The organism is Halorubrum ezzemoulense (assembly GCF_004126515.1).
GTDB lineage: Archaea > Halobacteriota > Halobacteria > Halobacteriales > Haloferacaceae > Halorubrum > Halorubrum ezzemoulense.
In genome coordinates this window covers 2,230,846-2,249,439 of the sequence record NZ_CP034940.1, presented here as the reverse complement: position 1 = coordinate 2,249,439, position 18,594 = coordinate 2,230,846, and the positions used below count along the sequence as shown (strand labels likewise).

Sequence of the window (18,594 nt, the reverse complement as noted above, 5' to 3'; positions counted from 1 at the left end):
TGCGGCTACCTCGCGCCACGCGGACGCGTGACCGGTGCCGAACCGTTCCCGATAGGCCTCTCGCCGGGGTCGCCCGTCTCTCCCTGACCACCGCTGCCCGCGGCTCCGGTCGGGTGGCGGACACAACTATGGTTATTTATTCTTGGGTTCGATAGCGATAGTATGCTGGATTACTTCGACATGGAGTCGACCCTGTCCGAGGAGGAGCGCCTGCTCGTCGACTCCGCGCGCTCGTTCGTCGACGGGGAGGTCCCGGACATGGGCGACCACTGGATCGAGGGGACGTTCCCCACGGACCTCATCCCGAAAATGGGTGAGATGGGCTTTTACGCGCCGAACCTCGACGGGTACGGCTTACCCGATGTCAGCGAGACTGCGTACGGCCTGCTGATGCGCGAGCTGGAGGCGTGCGACTCCGGACTCCGCTCGATGGCGAGCGTTCAGGGGGCCCTCGTGATGTACCCGATCCACGCGTTCGGCAGCGACGAGCAGAAAGAGGAGTGGCTCCCGCGGCTCGGCACCGGCGATGCGGTCGGCTGTTTCGGGCTCACGGAGCCGGAACACGGGTCGAACCCCTCCGCGATGGAGACGATGGCCGAGCCCGACGGCGACGAGTACGTCCTGAACGGCTCGAAGACGTGGATCACGAACTCCCCGATCGCGGACGTCGCGGTCGTGTGGGCGAAGGACCACGGCGAGGAGGGGACGCCCGTCCGCGGGTTCCTCGTCGAGACCGACCGCGACGGCGTCACGACGAACAAGATCGACGAGAAGCTCAGCCTCCGGGCGTCGATTACGGGCGAGATCAGCCTCCAGAACGTCCGCGTGCCCGCCGAGAACCGCCTCCCCGGCGTCGAGGGGATGAAGGGACCGCTGTCGTGTCTGACACAGGCCCGCTACGGCATCGCGTGGGGCGCCGTCGGCGCCGCGCAGGACTGCTTCGAGACCGCCCGGGAGTACGCCACGGACCGCGAGCAGTTCGGCAAGCCGATCGGCGGCTTCCAGATGCAACAGGAGAAGCTCGCGGAGATGGCGACGCAGATCACGCTCGCGCAGCTGCTCGCCCACCGGCTCGCCGACCTCAAGGAGGCGGGGGAGCTGCGGCCACAGCACGTCTCGATGGCCAAGCGCAACAACGTGCGGACGGCGCGCGACCAGTCGCGGATCGCCCGCGAGATGCTCGGCGGCAACGGGATCACGGCCGACTACTCCCCGATGCGCCACATGGCGAACATGGAGACCGTCTACACCTACGAGGGGACCCACGACATCCACACCCTGATCCTCGGCGAGGACCTCACCGGGATTCAGGCCTACCAGTAGTCCCGCCGACCGCCCTCGTTCCACGCGCCCTGACGACCCGCTCCGGCGCGCGCCGCCGCCACCGACACGCTCTTGCGCCCGCGTTTCCGTACTGTCGACCGACATGCGCGTGCGAGACTGGGACGACATCCTCGCGGATGTCGCGAGCGACTCGACCGACCCCGACGGCTGGCGCGCGGTCGCCGGCTCCCGCCGCGGCGGCCTCGGGGAGGACCTCTACTTCGGTCACCCGAGCGTCGGCCTCTACCACCTGAAGACGTACGCGAAGAACCCTCGCGACCTCCGCGGCGTCGGAGCGCAGGTCGCCCGCAAGGTCGACGACGGGCTGGACCCGCTCCTGCCCGACGCCGACAGCGACGGGCGGTTCGCGGTCCGGACGGCGCCCGAGGACGAGGACCACGCCGAGGAGATGGCGACGCGGCTCACCGAGACGCTGAGAGTCCACGCCGAGGCGCCGACCGACCCGGACCACCTCTTTGAGGACGTGATGGAAGCGGTCGACTCCCCCGCCTTCGGCCCGATGGAGTACGAGTTCGACGGACGGCCCGACGAGCTCGACGAACTCTCCGACACCTTCGAGGAGGCCGAGGAGCTGCTCACCGCCGAGCTCGACGACCTGATCGAGGACGACGACGTCGACCGCGGGTTCCACTGAGCGGCGGTGAGGGCGCTAGCGCGACCGCGCCGACTCGCCGCGGTGCGGACGAGACCGGACCCGCCGCATCGGTTTTGTCGCTCCGCCGCCAACGGGGGGTATGGGAGTCAAAGAAGACACGGCGAACGGCCTGATCTCGCTCGGCATCGGCGTCGCGGTCACCTGGTTCGCGGCCGACGACGGCGACCACGACACGACCGACCTCCTCCTCGCGGTCGCGATCAGCTCTTTCCTCTCGGGCTACTTCACGAGCTACTTCGCGAAGTGACTCGCGGTCGGTGACGTTCGGGTCGGCCGGTAACGCCCGGCCGGTCGGTGACGCCTTTGCCGATCGCCCGCCTCAGATTGCCGTCACCCACGCCCGGTACTCGGCGTCGAGCTCGTACACCTCTCGGAAGGCGCGCTCGACGAACCCGGCGACGCGGTTCGCGTCCGACCGCGCCGTGACGACCGCGTTCGTCCCCTCGGCCTCTTCCGGGCTGACGAGCTCGTCGATCCGGAACTCCGGGAACTCCGAGAGCAGGGCCTTCAGCCGCTCCAGCTCCTCGTCGGTACAGTCCAGTATCAGCTCCGTGCCCGCCAGCTGGATCCACGGCGGGACCTCGCCGCCACCGGTGTCGTCGCTGTCGGGGTCGACGTCGACGGTCATCACGTCGCCGGAGCGCGCGCGGTGCGCGGCCGCGGCGTCGGCGAACAGCTTCAGCCGCTCGTCCTCGGTCGCGGCGTCGAATCGGGTCATACCCGTGCTCCGCCGCGACGAGGCTTAAAAATCCGCACTCGACGGCGGGGGATCCGGTCGCCGCCCGCGCCGCTCACCGCTCCGTCTCGCTCAACACGTCGTCGACGACCGAGCGCGTCCGCTCGGCCTCGGCGAGCCGCTCGTCGGCCTCGCCGCGCTCGATCAGGGCGAGGTCCCCGTCGTCGAGCGCGTGGCGCACCTCCGCCGCGCGGCGGAGGCGCCCGTACTCGTCGCTCCGCGCGAGCTCGCGGACCGAGCGCAGGGTCGCGACCGCGTCGTCGTCGGCGATCCGCCCGACGAGCGGGACCAGCTCGTCGATCTCGTAGGCGAGCTCGTCGCCCGGCTTCGGCGGCCAGTCGAGCGTCAGCGGCTCGCCGTCGAGCCGTTCGAGGTACGTCCGGTGGACCGCGACCGCCGTGCGGAGCGCGCCCGGGTCGTCGACGTAGTGGTCGAGCTTCGAGTTCGTGTAGTCGGCGTACTCCAGCAGCGTCGCGGGCGGCTCCTCGCCGGCCGCGTGCGTCTCGACGTACTCCGCGAGGTCGGTCGGCGGCACGTCGACGTCGACGAAGGGAGTCGCGTCCGCGCGGTCGAGGAAGTCGAACACCTCGCGGGCGGACGCCGACTTGAAGAACTCCCGGAACGCCTCCATCACCGCCTCATCGTACGAATCGATCGGCCCGCGGAGGCGGTTGAGGTCCGCGTCGAGGTCCGCGTCGGCCATGTCGGCGACCTCACGGAGCTCCTCCACCCGCGACTCCAGCCGCTTGCGGGCCTCCTTGGCCGCTTTCCGGCCCGCCCGGTAGTCGTCGACCGCGTCGTCGTACGCCTCCAGGAGGTCGACGAACTCCCCCGCCGGCTCCAGCGCCTCGCGGGCGGTCGCGAAGTCCTCGTCGGAGAGGCGCCGCTTGTCGACCGCCTCGTCCGCCGCCTCGAACGCCTCGGCGGCCGGCAGGTCGTCGTCGACGTCGACCGCGTCCCCGAACTCGCCGCGGAACCGGACGTACGACTCGAAGTCGCCGGAGCCGACCGCGTCCTCCTCGTATCGGTCGAGGATCCGGTGCGCGTGGCGGTACGCGTCGGCCGCCGCCTCTACCCGGTCCCGCCCGTGGTCGTCGATCCGCGACTCGATCCGGCGGAGTTCGTCGTAGCGCTCCCGGAGCCGCGCGGCCGCCTCGCCGGCCCCGCGGACGGGGTCGTCCTTGTCGCCCTCGGCGCCTCCCGACGTGGCGCCGGCGGTTTCCCCCGACATCGGTCAGTACACCTCGTCCGGGTCGAAGACGCGCTCGCCGACGTTCTCGCCGTCGACCGTCCGGTGGAAACAGGAGCGGTGGCCGGTGTGGCAGGCGCCGCCGGCCTGGTCGACGAGGTACAGCAGCGCGTCGGCGTCGCAGTCGACCCGGACCTCCCGGACCGACTGGGTATGGCCCGAGGTATCTCCCTTGTGCCAGATCTCTTCGCGGGACCGGGAGTAGTAGTGCGCCTCGCCGGTCTCGCGGGTGCGCGCCAGCGCCTCCGGCGAGACGTACGCGAGCATCAACACCTCGCCGGAGTCGGCGTCCTGGGCGACCGCCGGCACCAGCCCGTCCTCGCCGAAGTCGACCTCGATCGACCCCGTCTCCGCGTCGGCGTCACTCATGGCTGTCCGGAGGCGTGGCGCTCGAATAGTCCTTGTGCCTGCGGTCCCCGCATACGAGCGCGCCGCCGACCCCTTACGAGACGTATCGCAGCACGAGCGCGTCGCCGTCGGCGTACGCGTCCGGTCGGCGGTCGACGACCTCGAAGCCGAGCGACTCGTACAGCGAGCGGGCGGCGTCGTTGTCGGGGTGGGCCTGGAGCGTGACGGGGCCGTCGGCGTCCGCGATCGCCGCGTCGAGGAGCCCGCGGGCGCGCCCCTCGCGCCGGAAGCCGGGCGCGACGACGAGCTCCGCGACGTGGAGCCCCGGGCGGTTCGGCGCGTCCACGGGGAGGAGGTAGCCGACGACGCGTTCCTCGGCGACGCTCACGCGGGCGGCGCCAACCGCGAGGCCGTACTCCAGGAGGTCCGGGCTCGGCTGCCTGAGGTGCGACTGGAGCCCGCGGATCCGGTCGGCGTCGGCGGGTCGGCCGGGGCGCACTCGTGGGTCGGGATCGCCGGAGGCGTCGGGTTTTCGCCCGGCGCCGTCGCCGTCGCCCGTCATCTCACACCACCGCCCAGAGCGCGACGGCGACGACGGCGCCGGCGAGCGTCGCGAGGAAGTTCACCGACTGGTTCCCGACGCGATCCCCCTCGATCAGGGCGCCGAGGAGGCTGTCGACGGTCATCCCGGTGACGCCGGCCGCGACGACGGCCCCGCCCGCCGCGACGCCGCCGGCGACCACCGGGCTGATCAGCGGCGACCCGCCGGCGGCGAGGGCGCCGACGAGCAGCGCGCCGGCGAGGCCGGCCAGTTCGCCCTGCCAGGTGATCGCGCCGTCGGTCCCGGGCTCGACGCGGCGGAGCGTCGTCACCAGCCGCGGGCCGTCGTAGAGGCCGCCGATCTCCGAGGAGAGCGTGTCGGCCATCGCGGTCGCGGTCGCGCCCGCGAACGCGAAGCCGAAGGGCGCGGCCGGGACGGCGAGGTGCGGCGCGACCGCGTAGCCGACCACCGCCGCGAGCGCGACCGCCGAGTTCGCGAGCACGTTCCCGGTGCCGCGGGCCCCCTCGTTCTCCTGGGCGACCCCGCGGGCCGCCTTCTCGTCGAACCGGTACTTCGAGGCGAGCCCCCCGAACGCGTAGAAGGACATGAGGGTAAGGAACCAGCCGACGCCGCCGAGGACGACCGCGAGCAGCGCCGAGACGACCCCGGTGAGCATCCCCGCGACCGAGGCGGTGCCGATGGCGAAGGAGACGTACCCGAGCGCGCCGGTCACCGCGAGGCCGGCGACGACGACGGGGGCGTCGACGGTCGGATCCAGGGCGATGAACCCCCACGTCACGAACGCGACGAGGATCGTCGTGATATGGGCGTCCCGCGAGAACACCAGCGAGCGGACGAGCGCGGCCGTCAGCGCCGCGGCCGCCGCGAAGAACACCGCGACCGGGAGCGTCGCGCCGTCGACCGGCGCCCCGGTCTGAAGGCGCACCGCGATCTGTCCGGCGAGGGCGGCGGCCGTGCCGGCGACCACGTAGCCGGCGACGAGCGGGAACTCGTCCGCGGTCCGGCGGGAGACGAGCGTCCGGCCGAGGCGGCCGGCGCCGACCGCGAGCGTCGCGGCCGCGAACGCCTCGTACGGCAGCGGCGCGCGCGGCAGCGACGCGAACAGCGCGAGGCCCGCGCCGGCGAGCGCGAAGGAGACGAGGCCGTAGAGGCGCTCCGCCTCGCGGTCGCCCGGCAGCGCGAGCGTCTCGAACCACTCGCCGTCGCGGACGCCGAAGAACGCCGCCCCGGCGACGGCGAAGAAGGGGACGGCTGCGGCGGTGTCGAGCGCCGGCGCGAGGACCGCGATCGCGGCCACCGCGGCGAAGGTACTCGCGCGTCGGAGCCTCGGTATCACACCCTCGGCTACCCGCGACGACCACTTAACGGTCCCGACAGCCGTCGGGCGGTCGGTCGCGGCCCGCGCGGACGCCGGCGCCGGCCGTCAGGACAGCGCGGACACCGATCCAGGCGTCACAACCGCATTCCCTCGCCCGTCAGGCCCGAACGCGCTCGCCCGTCAGTACCGGTACTCGTTGAACTGGACCGCGTGTCCCTCCACCACGCGGACGGACTCCTCGGGGTCCTCCTCGTCGTCTCCGGTCCGGTCCTCGTGTGAGTCAACCACTCCCATGCGAGAACGGTACGCTCGACCGCACATAACTGTTTCCCACGCGGCGAACGGGTACCGACCGCTTCGGGGTTCCTCAGCCGACGACTCGGTCGATCTGACCGAGGTGGTCGAGCACGTGGTCCGGCTCGACCTCGGACGCCGCGAGGTCGGCGTCGTCGGTGACGCCCGACCGGACGAGGACGGTCGTCATCCCGGCTCGCTCGCCGAGCGCGATGTCGGTGTCGAGCCGGTCGCCGACGACGAGACACTCCTTGGCGGGGTGGGGGAGCCGCTCGCGCACCATCTCGATCGCGGTGTCTGAGGGCTTGCCGAGGACGGCGTCGGGGTCGCGCTCCGCGACGCCGGCGATCGCGTTGATCACGGCGCCGGAGCCGGGCACGTCGCGCTCCGGGGCCGGGATCACCACGTCTGGGTCGGTACCGATGAAGGGGATGTCGCGCTCTAGGGCCCAGAGCGCGGTACAGAGGTCCTCGTAGTCGAACTCGCGGTCGATGGAGGCGACCAGCGCGTCGGCGGCGTCCACGTCGTCGGTCGTCGAGAGCCCAGCCTCGGCGAACTGGTCGAGCAGTCCGGGGTCGGCGATACAGAGCAGGTCGTCGTCGCGGTGGTGCTCCCGCAGGTACCGCGTCGTCACGCTGCCCGCGGTGAAGACGCGGTCCGCGTCGATGTCGTACCCCGCCCCACCGAGCCGGTCGACGTACGCCCGCGGCGCCTTCGTCGGGTTGTTCGAGACGAACAGCGTCTCGACGCCGGCCTCCCGGAGGCGGCGGTACCCAGCGGGGGCGCCCGGAATCGGATCGTCGCCCCGCACGACCGTGCCGTCGACGTCGAGGACGGCGCCGCTGAAATCCATATTCGTGGTGGGGGCGCCACGGTCCTAGGAGTTGCGCTCGCGTCCGCGAACGGACCGCTGCCGCCGCCGCGCCGATCACGAACTCGGTACCGATCCCACCTTCGGGATAACGGAAGGGTAAAGCGGCCGGGTTCCGTACCGACGTTCACTGTGACGACGACTCAGGTGACCCTCGTCCAGATCGACAACTACGGGCCGTGGACGACGACGCCGGAGCCGCGCCGTGAGATGGATCTCCAGACGCTCCAGTCGCGGCTCTTCGCCGACGTGGCCCAGTTCCTCGGCCACCGCGACGCCTACGTCTTTTTCACTCGCTTCGACAACATGATCGCGGTGACCAACGGCGTCGACGGCGCGGCCCACGCGACCCTCCAAGAGTCGATCGGCAACCGTTACCCGGTCAGTATCAGCCTCGGGACCGCCGTCGCCGAGCGCCCGGTCGACGCGCTCGAAGCGGCGAACCGGCGGCTCCAGACCGCGGGCAGCGCGCAGGACGAGAGTCGGACCGAGGTGCTCGCGGGCGAGTACCTCTCGGAGACGGAGCGGTCGGACCTCCAGATCGCGCACTTCGACGTCGTCAACGCGACCGGCAAGTACACCGACCGGCTCAACGAGTTCGACACGTTCATCAACATCGAACGGGCGTACGGCTCGCTGATGCGCCACCTCCGCGAGGCGCACGGCGCCCTCTCCTTCTTCGTCGGCGGCGACAACGTCGTGGCCGTCTGTCCCGACCTCCCGGAGGCGGCGTTCTCGTCGGCGGTCACCCACGTACAGGACGACGTGGACATCGAGCTCCAGGTCGGCGTCGGCCGCGGCCCGTCCGCCCATGAGGCCGGATTCGCGGCCAAGCACGCCCTCGAAGACTGCCGACACGACGGGACGAGCGTCGAGCTGTTCGGCGCGCCCGCCGCGGGAGACTGACCCTCCGCCGCGCCGTCGGTCCGCCTCGGACACGGCCCGAAATCAAGTCTGATAATTTTGGTACGGGGTTTTTGTACACCGACCCGGAAGCCACGGTTAGCATGTCAGAGGAGATAGTGTTCGTCTGTACGGCGGACGGCTGTGACGAGGGCCCGTGGGAGGGCTCGCACGACGCGATGGCACACTGCTCCGAGCATCCCGACCACGGGTACACCGGGATGCCGCGGTCCGAGATCGACCCGTCCCGCGAGGTCATCCCCGCGACGGCGACGCGGAAGCGCGACAACCGCAACCTCCAGCACAAGGGCCACCCGAAGGGCGCGTACGCGCAGAACGACTGACGGGTCCCGACGGGCGAGTCGCGGCTCCCGCGTCCCCCTCGGACTCCGGAGCCGGCTCCCGCTTCCGGCCGTGCGGCGCACCGAGCGCGCACCGTTCTGAGCCGAACGGCTTCACTTCACCCCGGTCCGGGCGCGGTCGCGTTCTCCGTCCGTCGATCCGACGCCGTTTATCAACGGTCCGGACGTACGATCCGGCATGGTCTCGGAGATCTTCGATCCCGACGCGTGGGAGCCCGTCACCGACGAGTTCGACGACATCACCTATCACCGCGCCGTCGACGTCCCCGCGGTCCGGATCGCCTTCGACCGCCCCGCGGTCCGCAACGCATTCCGGCCGGGCACGGTCGACGAGTTGTACGCCGCGCTCGACCACGCGCGCAAGCAGGCCGAGGTCGGCTGCGTCCTCCTCACCGGCAACGGCCCGTCCGAGAAGGACGGCGGCTGGGCGTTCTGCTCGGGGGGCGACCAGTCCGTCCGGGGCGGCTCCGGCTACGAGTACCGCGACGACGACGAGGCGGGCGACGACGACGACGACCTCGTCCGCGAGGCGCGGGCGGGGCGGCTCCACATCCTCGAAGTCCAGCGCTTGATCCGGTTCATGCCGAAGCCCGTCGTCGCGGTCGTCCCCGGCTGGGCGGTCGGCGGCGGTCATTCGCTCCACGTCGTCTGCGACATGACGCTCGCCAGCGAGGAGCACGGGCAGTTCCTCCAGACCGACCCCGACGTGGGCTCGTTCGACGGCGGGTTCGGCTCCGCCTACCTCGCGAAGCAGATCGGCCAGAAGAAGGCCCGCGAGGTGTTCTTCCGCGGGAAGACCTACTCAGCCGAGGAGGCGGCGGACATGGGCATGGTCAACGAGGTCGTCCCGCACGAAGACTTGGAAGAGGTGGCCCTAGAGTGGGCCGACGAGATGACTCGGAAGTCGCCGACGGCGATGCGGATGCTGAAGTACGCGTTCAACATGGCCGACGACGGGATGGTCGGCCAGCAGGTGTTCGCGGGCGAGGCGACGCGGCTCGCGTACATGACAGAGGAGGCCCAAGAGGGCCGCGACGCGTTCCTTGAGGGCCGGGAGCCGCGGTTCCGCGAGTACCCCTGGCACTACTGAGCGGCGGCGGCCGCGCCGCGCGGGGCCGAGGCCCGGTTCCGCGCCGCGCCCGGTTCCGCGCCCCGCGAAGACACCTACAAGTACGCCGACGCGGTACCCCAGTGTATGCTCGTCGAGGAGGTGATGACGACGGACCTCGTGACCTGCGGTGCCGACGCCGCGGTCCGAGACGCCACGGAGCGGATGCTCCGCAACCGGGTCGGCAGCGTCGTCGTCACCGACGACGGGACGCCGGCCGGGATCCTGACGGAGAGCGACGTGCTCCGCGCCGGCTACGCGACCGACGACCCGCTGTCGGCGATTCCGGTCCGGAAGGCGGCGAGCGCTCCCCTCGTCACGGTCCGACCGAGCGCGACGCTCCGGACGGCGACGAAGCGGATGCGGTCGGAGGGCGTCAAGAAGCTCGTCGTCGTCGACGGGACGACGCCGGAGGGGATCGTCACCACGCAGGATATCGTCGACAACTACGCGGGGATCCGGAAGGAGGTCCACGACCTCGCGACGGACGCGACCGGGTGGTCGGAGCGTTCCGACCGGCTCGACGAGTGAGGCGGGCGGCTCGACCCGCGCGCAGAGGGCGACGGCCGACGGTGCCCGCGTCCCGTCGGCACTATCCCGGCGAACATGTTCGCACTCTGTCTTACCCGAGGCGGCGGCGTACGCCGACACATGACTCAGACCAGCGAACTGGCGGAGTCGCCCCCGACAGCGGCGGACGGCACGGACCCGGAGGATGCGCCGACCGCCGCGACCGAGGCGGAGACGACGGTCACCGTCCGGTGTACCGGCCACGTCCGCACGGAGCTCGACGAGCACGAGTTCGAGTACGCGTTCGAGGGCGACACGCTCCGGGCGTTCCTCGACGAGTTGTTCGAGGAGTATCCGCAGCTCCAGGAGACGCTCATCGCGGAGACCGAGGCGGACGCGACTCACAGCGGTTGGGCGCCGGCGCCGGACGAGCCGCCGGGGACGTGGACGAAGAACCCGGTCGGCGAGCAGACGACGACGTACGCCCGGATCCTCGTGAACGGCCACTTCAACGAGAACGAGAACGGGTTCGACACGGAGCTCGAGGCGGGCGACCGCGTCGCCCTGGTCTACCCGTTCATGTTCTGCTGTTAGCGCGACCGCCCCACTCCGCCCCGCCGTTGCCGCCGGCGTCGCCCGCCGCGGTCGCGAGCACGGGGCCGCGCGTGCGACTCCCTCCGAATCCGGCACCCGATGGCGGCGCGCCGATCCGCTGACCGAGCGGCGAGAGCAGTCGTCGAACGCAGAGACGGCTCTCGGCGACCGCTACACGGCGGGCGCGGCGGTGTCCGATCCCCCGACGGACCGCGCGCCGCCGTCGGCCCGCGCCAGTCGCAGGCAGACGACGCTGCCCTCGGGATCGTTCTCCTCGAAGCGGACCTCTCCGCCCGAGCGCGCCACGATCCAGCTGACGAGCCAGAGGCCGAGCCCGCTCGTGTGTTCGAGGTCCGTCTCGTAGCCGCGCTTCAACACCTCGATCTCGCTCTCGGCGATCCCCGGCCCGTTGTCGGCGACTCGCAGTTCGACGTAGTCGGTCCCATTCCGCGAGACGGGCTCGGTCTCGACGCGGACGCGCGGCGTCTCCTTGTCGTTGTGTTCGACCGCGTTCTCGATGACGTTCGCCAGCGCCGAGTCGATCAGCCGGTGCGCGACGACGGGCACCGTCGGCGGCAGCGAGACGTCGATCTCCGCCGACGGATTGTCGCGCCGGACTCGCTCGCAGCACGCCTCGACGGTGGGGGTGAGCTCCTGTGACTCTCGGTCGACCTCCTCCGTGGTCAGGATCTGCTCGACGCTCCGGGCCTGTTTCCCCAGTTTCACCAGATCGGTCGCCTGTTGTCGGATCGTGTCGGCCTTCTCGTCGGTGTCGACCGACTCCTCGGTCAGGAGACTCGCGTTCCCCTGAATGACGTTGGCGTTGGTACGGATGTCGTGACGGAGGACGCGGTTGAGGACGGTTAGCTGCCGGGTGAGTCGGGTCGCTCTCTCCTCCGCTCTCCGCTGCCGGATGTCGTACACGCCGACGATGAATCCGAGGAGGGCTCCGCCCGACGCGGCGTTGACGACGACGAACGCCTGCTCGTCCATCACCACGCCGTACTGCTGCTGATACAGTATCACGAGGACCCCACCGACGGCCAGGACGGCGGCTCCGACCGCGGACCAACTCCCGACTCTGAGCGCGTACTCGCCGTCCGTGTCCCGCCTCCACAGCCAGACGCCGCCGCCTACGACGCCGGCGGCGAAGAGCATGGGAGCGACGATACCCAACAGGAACGTCGCGGCGCTCTCTTCCTCGCCGATCGCGTGCCACACGTGCGTCGCGAACAACCCCCCGCCGATCCCGACGAGTAACGGCACGCCGGCGTGTTCCCGGACGGTGGGCGGAACTTCCATGTCCCCTGCTCCGACCGCCCTCACAAAACTGTGCGGGAGAGATTATCGCATCTGATAGCTTTAGGCTCGGGCGACCGCTTCCGGTCCTCCGAGGTCGGTCGTTCGGGCCGTGACGCGGGTCCCACCAGTATCGACATTCGGAATCGGGAGTGGAGATCTGCTCGCCGAGCAGGTGGACGGTGCCAGTTAATTCGCGGGCCGCTCGCGAAGTGCTCGCCCCAGGAGTGCGGGGGAAGGGATTCGAACTCCAGTCGCTCCCGTTCGCTCGCCGCGTCGCGGCTCGCTCACCTCCCGCTCCCTAGTTCGAACCGTTCCTTGTCTCCACCCGCGGCTCGCGAAGTGCTCGCCGCAGGAGTGCGGGGGAAGGGATTCGAACCCTCGAACCTCTACAGGAGCGGATCTTAAGTCCGCCGCTTTTGGCCAGGCTCAGCCACCCCCGCGCGGATTCGGCTACCGGCGGCGCGGTGAAACCCCTTTCGGAAACCGGGGCGCTACCAGTCGACCGAGAGCGTCCCGTCGCCGTGCGGGTCCGGCGCGATCTCCTCGTCCGTCCGCCGGTCGACGACGTGGATCACGCCCGCATCCTTCTTCGCGGGACACGCTTCTGCCGCGCTGACGTTCTCGGCCAGGTCCTCCTCGCCGATGTAGTACGCCTCCGGCTTCGCCATCCCGCTCGCCACGTCCATCACCCAGTTGTCCGCGACCTCGGCGCACTTCCCCGCTCCGAAGCACTTGTTCGCCTCGAAGACGATCTTGTACGGCTTCTCCTCGATCGGCGGCCCCTCGCCGCCGATGTCGCTGGCGCGGAGCACCTCGTCGCCGCCGTCGGTCTCGGCCTCGTCGCTCATGTCGCCTCCTCGGCGGCCGCGGGCCTTTCGTCTGTCGGTCGTTCCCGGTCGGTCGGGACGGGCGGACCGGACGAGTGGGTCACTCCTCGACGTGGTCCGCGAGCAGCCGCTCGGCGTGGTCGGGCGAGTCGGCGAGCTCCCACCGAACCGTCGCGGCGCCGCCGTACGCGAGCGCCTCCTTCAGCTCGTCGCGGAGGACGCCCGTGCCGAACCCGACCGTGTCGCCGTCGGCATCGCCGAGTTCGTAGAGTGCGTAGCGATCGGGCGCGCTCCCGACGGTCGAGCGGTCGAGTTCGCGCCAGGGTTTCGCGAGGCTCATCAGAAGGGTCCCGTCGGCGTCGGGGTCACCGGTGCGCGTCGAGCCCGTCCTCCGGGCCCTCGACGATCTCGTAGCTCCCCTCGGTCCAACCGTCCTCGACGAAGACGAACACGCGCCCGCCGGCGACCTCGGGATCGGCGACGACCTCGTTGCGCTTACCGTCCCGACCGACGATCACGCCGGGGAACACCTCGTCGCGATCGCCGTCCTCGACGATGACGCGACCGACGCCGGACTCCTCGAGGATCTCGTCGTCGGTCTTGTAATCGTTCACGTACGTCATCACGCCCTCCGTCTCCGTCGGGTCGGTGACGAGCACGTGCGTCTCCTTGCCGGGACCGGCGGTGACCGACCCCTTGGCGGAGTCGGGGGCGCCCCGGTAGAGGGTCGTTCGGCCGTCGAGGTACTCGACGACGACGCCCTCCTCGCGGAGGTCGACGCCGATCGAGGTCGGCGGCACGTCGCTGCGTGATGGCGCGGACATACGCGACGCTCGGGGTGCCGGCCTCAAAAGGGACGCGCTCGGCCCTCGGCCCCAACGCGTCGCTCGGCTGCCGGTCGGACCGCCGGACTGCGGGCGCGCCCTCAACAGCGAGAATCGGCGTACCACATTTAAGTTCCTGCCGCGGGGAGTGCGTGTCATGCAACGGACGCGACGGGCGCTCTTAGGCGTCGGCGCCGCCCTCGTCGGGACCGCCGGGTGCCTCGGCGTCGAGGGCGTCGAGTATCCCGACGCGCCCGAGGCCGCCGACGCGCCGGGCGACGGGGGAGACGGGGGCGACGCCGACGACCCGCCAGAGGACCCCCCCTCCGACGACCCGGCGGACGCCGACGGCGACCCGCCGGTGACGAACGCCGCGCTCGCTGACGCGACGCGCGAGGTCGTCGACGACGCGGTGTGGTTCGCGACCGAGTACCCGGACGCGGTCGCGACCTACCGCGACGCTGTCGCCGAGGCGGTCTCGACGGTCCGGTCGGTCCGGGCGACCGTCGACGAGGAGGCGGCGATCGCGACCGAACAGGTCGACGCGGTCGCCGCCGCGGGGGAGACCGCGGCGTCCCGCGCGGCCGAGGCCCTCGAACCGCACTTCTCGCCCGGGTCCCGGATCCGTGACCGAGTCGACCGCCACGTCGAGGTCTTACGCGAGTTCGCGCCCCGCGGCGACGTGGACCGCGCCCTCGAAGAACTCGACCGGTTGCGCACCGGGCTGGCGGGCATGGGAACCACCCTCTACGTCGAGGCACAGTTCTCGCGGAACCCGATCCACAACCGCCTGTTCCGGAGGCTGCTGGCGCCGCTCCCGCCGGACAATCCCGAGCGGGGTCGCGTCACGACCGGGACGCTCGTCGAACTCGCCGTCGCGAGCCGCGGCTTCTCGACGTTCGCGCACCGGCCGTACGACCGAGATGAGATCGACCGCGACCGCGTCCCGCGCATCTACGGCGACGCCCTTAGTGCCGATCGCCGGCGCGAACTGCGTGCCCGCCTCGGCCCGATCCCGCGGCCCGCCGACCGCGTCGAGGAGCTGTTCTTCTCGTTCGCCCGCCGCCCGCCAGCGGGGAATCGGCCCGAAGAGACGTTCCGCGGTTGGGCCCGCGAACTGGACGGGGTCCCGGTGTACGTCCAGCGGTACCCGGACGCGGAGACCGCCGACGCGCGGCTCTCGACCGCCCTCGACGAGGGCGCCACGGAGGGGCGCGCGCCGATCGACCCGGAGGCGACGCTCGCCGGTTCCGACTTCAGCGGGAACAGTTCGGCGACCGAGAACGGCTCGGCGACCGAGAACGGCACGGCCGCCGCCGGGGGAATTGGGGACGACGGCGGCCCGACCCCCTGGTACCGCTTCTATCACCGCGAGGCGGAGGGAGAGCGGTACGGCTTCGACGAGCACGCCGGCGTCCAGTACGGCTACCTCGTCCGAGCGGGCGAGTTCCTACTCGCCACCGGCTTCTCCGGCGACGCGTGGGAGGAGCGGACGGGCTGGCACGGCCGACTACGGCACGGGTGGGTGACCGGCGCGTGAACGCGAACGAGATCGGCCTCGTGGCCGCGGCGTTCGCCCTCGTCGGCGCCGGCGCCGGCATCGTCGGCGCGGCCGCGACGGGCTGGGCGGAGGCGGCGCTGGCGACCGCCGCGACCGGCGAGACCGCGCGCTTCGGACCCGTGTTCGTCGCCCAGTCGTACCTCGCCGTGACCGCGGCGGTCCTCGTCGGCGCGGTCCCGCTGGCCGGCGTCCTCGGCGTCCTCGTCGGGTCCCGTGCCCGCGGCGTCACCGCCGCGGCTGTGACATGCGGGCTCGGAACGGGACTCGGCGCGCTGGCGTACGGCCTGGTCGCGGTCACCATGATCGTCGTCTCGCAGGGCGACGCCGCCGCGCAGGCGCACGGGCTGGCGGACGCGTTCGTGCCGACGGTCGCGACGGCGTTCGTCGCCGCGGCCGTCGGCGCGTCGACCGGGGTCCTCGGGACGGTGATGCGATGACCCGTTCCGCGGACGGGGCGGACAGCCGGGACGCCGACCGACCCGTCCGGCGAGCGTCGCGGCGGGGCGTCGTCGCGGTCGGCGTCGCCGGGCTGCTCGCCGGCTGTCTGGTGACCTCGGAGGAGGGCGGCTCGACCCCTCGACAGACCGAGAACGGGACGACCGGCGGCTCGGACGCGAACGACGGAGGCGGGTCCGACGGCGACGAGACCGGATCCGACGGCGACGGAGGCGGGTCCGACGGCGGCGCCGAGGAAGCGACGCCCGACGAGGTCAACCCCGACGGGTCAGGGCTCGTCGTCACCGACGCGACGGTCCGCGACGTGACGCAGGGCGGCGGCTGGACGCGGGTCAGGGCCCGCTTGACCGTCGAGAACGCGGGGCGATTCGAGTACGGAACGATCGAGTTCCGGGCCGACGCGTACGCCGTCCCGCGGGGCTCAGACGAGCGCGAGGCGGTCGGGTTCGCGTCCGTCACGCGACGCTTCCCCCGCGACGACCGGTTCGACGGGACGAGATCGCGGTCGTTCGAGGTGACGATCCGGTTCGAGACCGGCGGGACGCCCGTCCGACCCGACGCCGAGCGGTACGCGGTCGACGCGGCCGTCAGGCGCGCGGAACCGCTCTGATACCCCGGAACCGGTGCGCCCGGCCTCCCTGACAGAGAGACTCGCCGTGATCGCTACCTCTTTGTCCGCGCTCGCGAGCCGTGAACCCATGGAAGGACGGGCGGCGGCGCTCGGCGCCGGGACCGTGTTGAACGCGCTCGCGACCGGCACGGGCGCCGCCTTCGGCATCGACGTCGAGACGCGCGCGGCGGTCGACCTCGACCCCGCGGCCGACGGCGTCGCGGGCGAGATCGCCGAGGACCCCGACGCCGACACCGACCTGATCGAGCGCTGCGTGAGCCTCGCGACCGACCGCTGGGGCGACGACGAGGGCGGCACCGTCCGGACCGACAGCGACGTGCCGCTTGCGGCGGGGCTGAAAAGCTCCAGCGCGGCCGCCAACGCGACCGTCCTCGCGACCTGCGACGCGCTCGGGCTCGTGGTCGGCGACGGCGGCCGCGCAAGTGGCGACGCGGTCGGCGACGACGGCCGCGCAAGTGACGACGCGGTCGGCGACGACCCGGACGACCCCGCGGTCGACGTGACCCGCCTGGAGGCCTGTCGACTTGGCGTGCGAGCGGCCCGCGAGGTCGGCGTCACGGTCACCGGCGCGTTCGACGACGCGACCGCGTCGATGCTCGGCGGCGTCACCGTCACCGACAACGACGCCGACGAACTCCGCGCCCGCGAGACAGTCGACTGGGACGTTCTCGTCTGGACGCCGCCCGAGCGCGCCTACAGCGCGGACGCCGACGTGGCGCGCTGCGAGGCCGTCGCGCCCATGGCTGACCTCGTCACCGACCTCGTGTTCGACGGCCGGTACGGCGAGGCGATGACGGTGAACGGGCTGGCGTTCTCCGCCGCGCTCGGCTTCGACGCCGACCCCGCGGTCGAGGCGATGCCGCACGCGACCGCGGTGTCGCTGTCGGGGACCGGCCCGAGCGTCGTCGCCGTCGCGGACCCGGCCGATCCCGAGACCGACCTCGACGCGGTCGCCGACGCCTGGGCCGACCGTCCCGGAACGCTGCGGCGAACGACGACGAGAGCCGACGGCGCGACCGTCGAGTGAGCGCCCGCGACAGATCACTGACCCTACTACCAATGAGCGACACACCCAACGCGGAGGACCGGAGCCTCGACGAACTGCGACACGAGATAGAGGACATCGACCGCGAGATAGTCGAGCTGATCGCCCGCCGGACGTACGTCGCCGACACCGTCGCGGCAGTGAAGGAGGAGCGCGACCTCCCGACCACCGACGAGGGGCAGGAGGAGCGCGTGATGGAGCGCGCCGGGGAGAACGCCGAGCGCTTCGACGTCGACGCGAACCTCGTGAAGGCGATCTTCCGGCTGTTGATCGAATTGAACAAGGTCGAACAGCGAGAGAATCGCTAGGGATCGATCAGGCCGAGGCCATACCTGAGCGCCTCGTCGACTTCCTTCGTTCGAGATTCCGGGACGGAACCACTGCTGTTGGTAATGCGGTGTTCGATAGGCACCGTGCGAATTTGACTACAGAGCGCGACCGAATCCTCCCGAAGCGGCGACTCCGCGACCGGAATACGCATCTCGAAGGGACACAGTTCGTCTCCCCGCGATGTCGTGATCGGAACGACGATGGTCGTCGGATCGTTCTCGTTCCCGATATCGTTCTGGACGACTACGCAGGGCCGCGTCCCTCTCTGCTCCGAGCCCTCCGTCGGATCGAACTCGACGATGACGACATCGCCGCGGCGAACGTTCCTCGATTACCACTCGGGAACCTCGTCCCGGTCAGTCGGGGCCGTCCCGAATCAGCATCACCTTCACTCGACGGACGGCGTCGAAGTCGCGGAGCCGGTACGTGAGCTGTCGGACGCGCTCGGCGTCGCCGCGGCAGAACAGCGACTCCAGACACCACTCGCCCTGGTGGGTGTGACTCGTGTTGAGGATCACGTCCTGATACTCGTGTTGCGCGCCGTGGAGCTCCCGGATGACCTCGTGGTGGCGGTAGTCGAAGCCGACGAGCGCGACCACCTCGCCGGTCGTGTCTTCGAGCCGCGAGTGCGACTCCACGAACTCGCGCATCGCCTCGCGGACCGCCCGCGACCTGTTCTCGATCCCCTCCTCCCGCCACGTCCGATCGAACTCGTCGACGAGGTCGTCCGGGACGTTGAAGCTCGTTCGCATTGTGCCGTCGTG

General features: G+C 71.3%; 24 protein-coding genes, 1 tRNA gene and 1 pseudogene. 13 read left to right on the top strand and 13 right to left on the bottom strand.

The genetic code is table 11. The features are described 5' to 3' along the window. Positions 1-162 precede the first annotated feature (162 nt). From EO776_RS11345 to EO776_RS19000, 3 genes are all read left to right on the top strand, one after another. Positions 163-1,323 (top strand): acyl-CoA dehydrogenase family protein, encoded by a 1,161-nt coding sequence (locus tag EO776_RS11345; protein WP_094495519.1) that lies wholly within the window; start codon positions 163-165, stop codon positions 1,321-1,323. A 103-nt stretch (positions 1,324-1,426) separates the two neighbouring features. Continuing rightward, complete coding sequence (locus EO776_RS11340) at positions 1,427-1,978, top strand: hypothetical protein (RefSeq protein WP_049931633.1); 552 nt, start codon at positions 1,427-1,429, stop codon at positions 1,976-1,978. A gap of 100 nt (positions 1,979-2,078) precedes the next feature. After that, a complete protein-coding gene (locus tag EO776_RS19000) occupies positions 2,079-2,246 on the top strand; it encodes a hypothetical protein (protein ID WP_167373073.1) in 168 nt (55 codons plus the stop codon). Positions 2,247-2,318: 72 nt separating this feature from the next. Here EO776_RS19000 and EO776_RS11335 read toward each other — a convergent pair whose 3' ends face one another. The 6 genes from EO776_RS11335 to EO776_RS11310 form a co-directional block, all read right to left on the bottom strand. Next, complete coding sequence (locus EO776_RS11335) at positions 2,319-2,717, bottom strand: hypothetical protein (protein ID WP_086220639.1); 399 nt, start codon at positions 2,715-2,717, stop codon at positions 2,319-2,321. A gap of 73 nt (positions 2,718-2,790) precedes the next feature. Continuing rightward, positions 2,791-3,966 carry a DUF7118 family protein gene (locus EO776_RS11330; protein WP_094521305.1) on the bottom strand — a complete coding sequence of 392 codons (1,176 nt, stop codon included), beginning with the start codon at positions 3,964-3,966 and terminating at the stop codon, positions 2,791-2,793. Between the two features lie 3 nt (positions 3,967-3,969). Next, entirely contained in the window at positions 3,970-4,353 is a 384-nt protein-coding gene (hisI, locus tag EO776_RS11325) for a phosphoribosyl-AMP cyclohydrolase (RefSeq protein ID WP_049931630.1), read from the bottom strand. 73 nt (positions 4,354-4,426) lie between these two features. After that, on the bottom strand, positions 4,427-4,894 hold the full coding sequence (locus EO776_RS11320; protein WP_094495521.1) for a GNAT family N-acetyltransferase: 468 nt from the start codon (positions 4,892-4,894) through the stop codon (positions 4,427-4,429). Position 4,895: 1 nt separating this feature from the next. Then, positions 4,896-6,230 carry a DUF92 domain-containing protein gene (locus EO776_RS11315; protein ID WP_094521304.1) on the bottom strand — a complete coding sequence of 445 codons (1,335 nt, stop codon included), beginning with the start codon at positions 6,228-6,230 and terminating at the stop codon, positions 4,896-4,898. 349 nt (positions 6,231-6,579) lie between these two features. Then, positions 6,580-7,359 carry an HAD-IIA family hydrolase gene (locus EO776_RS11310; protein ID WP_094521303.1) on the bottom strand — a complete coding sequence of 260 codons (780 nt, stop codon included), beginning with the start codon at positions 7,357-7,359 and terminating at the stop codon, positions 6,580-6,582. Positions 7,360-7,509: 150 nt separating this feature from the next. Here EO776_RS11310 and EO776_RS11305 point away from each other — a divergent pair, with 150 nt between their 5' ends. The 5 genes from EO776_RS11305 (at position 7,510) to EO776_RS11285 (ending at position 10,854) form a co-directional block, all read left to right on the top strand. Next, positions 7,510-8,283: a GTP cyclohydrolase III gene (locus EO776_RS11305; protein WP_049931625.1), complete on the top strand. Its 774-nt coding sequence runs from the start codon at positions 7,510-7,512 to the stop codon at positions 8,281-8,283. A gap of 101 nt (positions 8,284-8,384) precedes the next feature. Further along, positions 8,385-8,624: a hypothetical protein gene (locus tag EO776_RS11300; RefSeq protein ID WP_049931624.1), complete on the top strand. Its 240-nt coding sequence runs from the start codon at positions 8,385-8,387 to the stop codon at positions 8,622-8,624. A 196-nt stretch (positions 8,625-8,820) separates the two neighbouring features. Next, positions 8,821-9,732, top strand: a complete 912-nt coding sequence (locus tag EO776_RS11295) for a 1,4-dihydroxy-2-naphthoyl-CoA synthase (RefSeq protein WP_049931623.1) — start codon at positions 8,821-8,823, stop codon at positions 9,730-9,732. A gap of 105 nt (positions 9,733-9,837) precedes the next feature. Beyond that, positions 9,838-10,281, top strand: a complete 444-nt coding sequence (locus EO776_RS11290) for a CBS domain-containing protein (RefSeq protein WP_049931622.1) — start codon at positions 9,838-9,840, stop codon at positions 10,279-10,281. 120 nt (positions 10,282-10,401) lie between these two features. Further along, the gene (locus EO776_RS11285) at positions 10,402-10,854 is read left to right on the top strand and encodes a MoaD/ThiS family protein (protein ID WP_094521302.1); all 453 of its coding nucleotides are present in this window, start codon (positions 10,402-10,404) and stop codon (positions 10,852-10,854) included. Between the two features lie 171 nt (positions 10,855-11,025). Here the strand turns inward: EO776_RS11285 and EO776_RS11280 are convergent, their stop codons facing one another. From EO776_RS11280 to EO776_RS11260, 5 genes are all read right to left on the bottom strand, one after another. After that, entirely contained in the window at positions 11,026-12,156 is a 1,131-nt protein-coding gene (locus EO776_RS11280; RefSeq protein WP_089308154.1) for an ATP-binding protein, read from the bottom strand. A gap of 355 nt (positions 12,157-12,511) precedes the next feature. Then, positions 12,512-12,596, bottom strand: a tRNA-Leu gene (locus tag EO776_RS11275). A 51-nt stretch (positions 12,597-12,647) separates the two neighbouring features. Then, a complete protein-coding gene (locus EO776_RS11270; protein WP_086215433.1) occupies positions 12,648-13,004 on the bottom strand; it encodes a ferredoxin in 357 nt (118 codons plus the stop codon). Between the two features lie 79 nt (positions 13,005-13,083). Further along, entirely contained in the window at positions 13,084-13,323 is a 240-nt protein-coding gene (locus EO776_RS11265) for a DUF7508 domain-containing protein (RefSeq protein WP_094521313.1), read from the bottom strand. A gap of 25 nt (positions 13,324-13,348) precedes the next feature. Continuing rightward, positions 13,349-13,807, bottom strand: a complete 459-nt coding sequence (locus tag EO776_RS11260) for a DUF5796 family protein (RefSeq protein WP_094519831.1) — start codon at positions 13,805-13,807, stop codon at positions 13,349-13,351. A 157-nt stretch (positions 13,808-13,964) separates the two neighbouring features. On the opposite strand from EO776_RS11260, the gene EO776_RS11255 reads away from it, so the two are divergent. From EO776_RS11255 to EO776_RS11235, 5 genes are all read left to right on the top strand, one after another. Further along, positions 13,965-15,347 carry a hypothetical protein gene (locus EO776_RS11255; protein WP_094519832.1) on the top strand — a complete coding sequence of 461 codons (1,383 nt, stop codon included), beginning with the start codon at positions 13,965-13,967 and terminating at the stop codon, positions 15,345-15,347. After that, positions 15,344-15,805 (top strand): hypothetical protein, encoded by a 462-nt coding sequence (locus EO776_RS11250; RefSeq protein WP_049931614.1) that lies wholly within the window; start codon positions 15,344-15,346, stop codon positions 15,803-15,805. Before EO776_RS11255 ends, EO776_RS11250 begins: the two co-directional genes overlap by 4 nt. Further along, positions 15,802-16,434 (top strand): hypothetical protein, encoded by a 633-nt coding sequence (locus tag EO776_RS11245; RefSeq protein ID WP_094519833.1) that lies wholly within the window; start codon positions 15,802-15,804, stop codon positions 16,432-16,434. The genes EO776_RS11250 and EO776_RS11245 overlap by 4 nt, the downstream gene beginning before the upstream one ends. 88 nt (positions 16,435-16,522) lie before the next feature. Beyond that, positions 16,523-17,482: a shikimate kinase gene (locus EO776_RS11240; RefSeq protein WP_094519834.1), complete on the top strand. Its 960-nt coding sequence runs from the start codon at positions 16,523-16,525 to the stop codon at positions 17,480-17,482. 32 nt (positions 17,483-17,514) lie between these two features. Beyond that, a complete protein-coding gene (locus EO776_RS11235; RefSeq protein ID WP_049931610.1) occupies positions 17,515-17,808 on the top strand; it encodes a chorismate mutase in 294 nt (97 codons plus the stop codon). Here the strand turns inward: EO776_RS11235 and EO776_RS11230 are convergent. Together EO776_RS11230 and EO776_RS11225 are read right to left on the bottom strand one after the other, a co-directional pair. Then, a pseudogene (locus tag EO776_RS11230) lies at positions 17,805-18,155 on the bottom strand (type II toxin-antitoxin system PemK/MazF family toxin); the annotation flags it as partial. The gene EO776_RS11235 and the pseudogene EO776_RS11230 sit on opposite strands and share 4 nt — an antisense overlap. Before the next feature lie 31 nt (positions 18,156-18,186). Continuing rightward, a complete protein-coding gene (locus EO776_RS11225; RefSeq protein WP_049931609.1) occupies positions 18,187-18,582 on the bottom strand; it encodes a CopG family ribbon-helix-helix protein in 396 nt (131 codons plus the stop codon). Positions 18,583-18,594: the final 12 nt, after the last annotated feature.

Bases quoted from the DNA above. Each gene is read 5' to 3' on its own strand.
- EO776_RS11345 (WP_094495519.1), top strand. From the start codon at position 163: ATGCTGGATTACTTCGACATGGAGTCGACCCTGTCCGAGGAGGAGCGC.
- EO776_RS11340 (WP_049931633.1), top strand. From the start codon at position 1,427: ATGCGCGTGCGAGACTGGGACGACATCCTCGCGGATGTCGCGAGCGAC.
- EO776_RS19000 (WP_167373073.1), top strand. From the start codon at position 2,079: ATGGGAGTCAAAGAAGACACGGCGAACGGCCTGATCTCGCTCGGCATC.
- EO776_RS11335 (WP_086220639.1), bottom strand. From the start codon at position 2,717: ATGACCCGATTCGACGCCGCGACCGAGGACGAGCGGCTGAAGCTGTTC.
- EO776_RS11330 (WP_094521305.1), bottom strand. From the start codon at position 3,966: ATGTCGGGGGAAACCGCCGGCGCCACGTCGGGAGGCGCCGAGGGCGAC.
- hisI (WP_049931630.1), bottom strand. From the start codon at position 4,353: ATGAGTGACGCCGACGCGGAGACGGGGTCGATCGAGGTCGACTTCGGC.
- EO776_RS11320 (WP_094495521.1), bottom strand. From the start codon at position 4,894: ATGACGGGCGACGGCGACGGCGCCGGGCGAAAACCCGACGCCTCCGGC.
- EO776_RS11310 (WP_094521303.1), bottom strand. From the start codon at position 7,359: ATGGATTTCAGCGGCGCCGTCCTCGACGTCGACGGCACGGTCGTGCGG.
- EO776_RS11300 (WP_049931624.1), top strand. From the start codon at position 8,385: ATGTCAGAGGAGATAGTGTTCGTCTGTACGGCGGACGGCTGTGACGAG.
- EO776_RS11295 (WP_049931623.1), top strand. From the start codon at position 8,821: ATGGTCTCGGAGATCTTCGATCCCGACGCGTGGGAGCCCGTCACCGAC.
- EO776_RS11290 (WP_049931622.1), top strand. From the start codon at position 9,838: ATGCTCGTCGAGGAGGTGATGACGACGGACCTCGTGACCTGCGGTGCC.
- EO776_RS11285 (WP_094521302.1), top strand. From the start codon at position 10,402: ATGACTCAGACCAGCGAACTGGCGGAGTCGCCCCCGACAGCGGCGGAC.
- EO776_RS11280 (WP_089308154.1), bottom strand. From the start codon at position 12,156: ATGGAAGTTCCGCCCACCGTCCGGGAACACGCCGGCGTGCCGTTACTC.
- EO776_RS11270 (WP_086215433.1), bottom strand. From the start codon at position 13,004: ATGAGCGACGAGGCCGAGACCGACGGCGGCGACGAGGTGCTCCGCGCC.
- EO776_RS11265 (WP_094521313.1), bottom strand. From the start codon at position 13,323: ATGAGCCTCGCGAAACCCTGGCGCGAACTCGACCGCTCGACCGTCGGG.
- EO776_RS11260 (WP_094519831.1), bottom strand. From the start codon at position 13,807: ATGTCCGCGCCATCACGCAGCGACGTGCCGCCGACCTCGATCGGCGTC.
- EO776_RS11255 (WP_094519832.1), top strand. From the start codon at position 13,965: ATGCAACGGACGCGACGGGCGCTCTTAGGCGTCGGCGCCGCCCTCGTC.
- EO776_RS11245 (WP_094519833.1), top strand. From the start codon at position 15,802: ATGACCCGTTCCGCGGACGGGGCGGACAGCCGGGACGCCGACCGACCC.
- EO776_RS11240 (WP_094519834.1), top strand. From the start codon at position 16,523: ATGGAAGGACGGGCGGCGGCGCTCGGCGCCGGGACCGTGTTGAACGCG.
- EO776_RS11235 (WP_049931610.1), top strand. From the start codon at position 17,515: ATGAGCGACACACCCAACGCGGAGGACCGGAGCCTCGACGAACTGCGA.
- EO776_RS11225 (WP_049931609.1), bottom strand. From the start codon at position 18,582: ATGCGAACGAGCTTCAACGTCCCGGACGACCTCGTCGACGAGTTCGAT.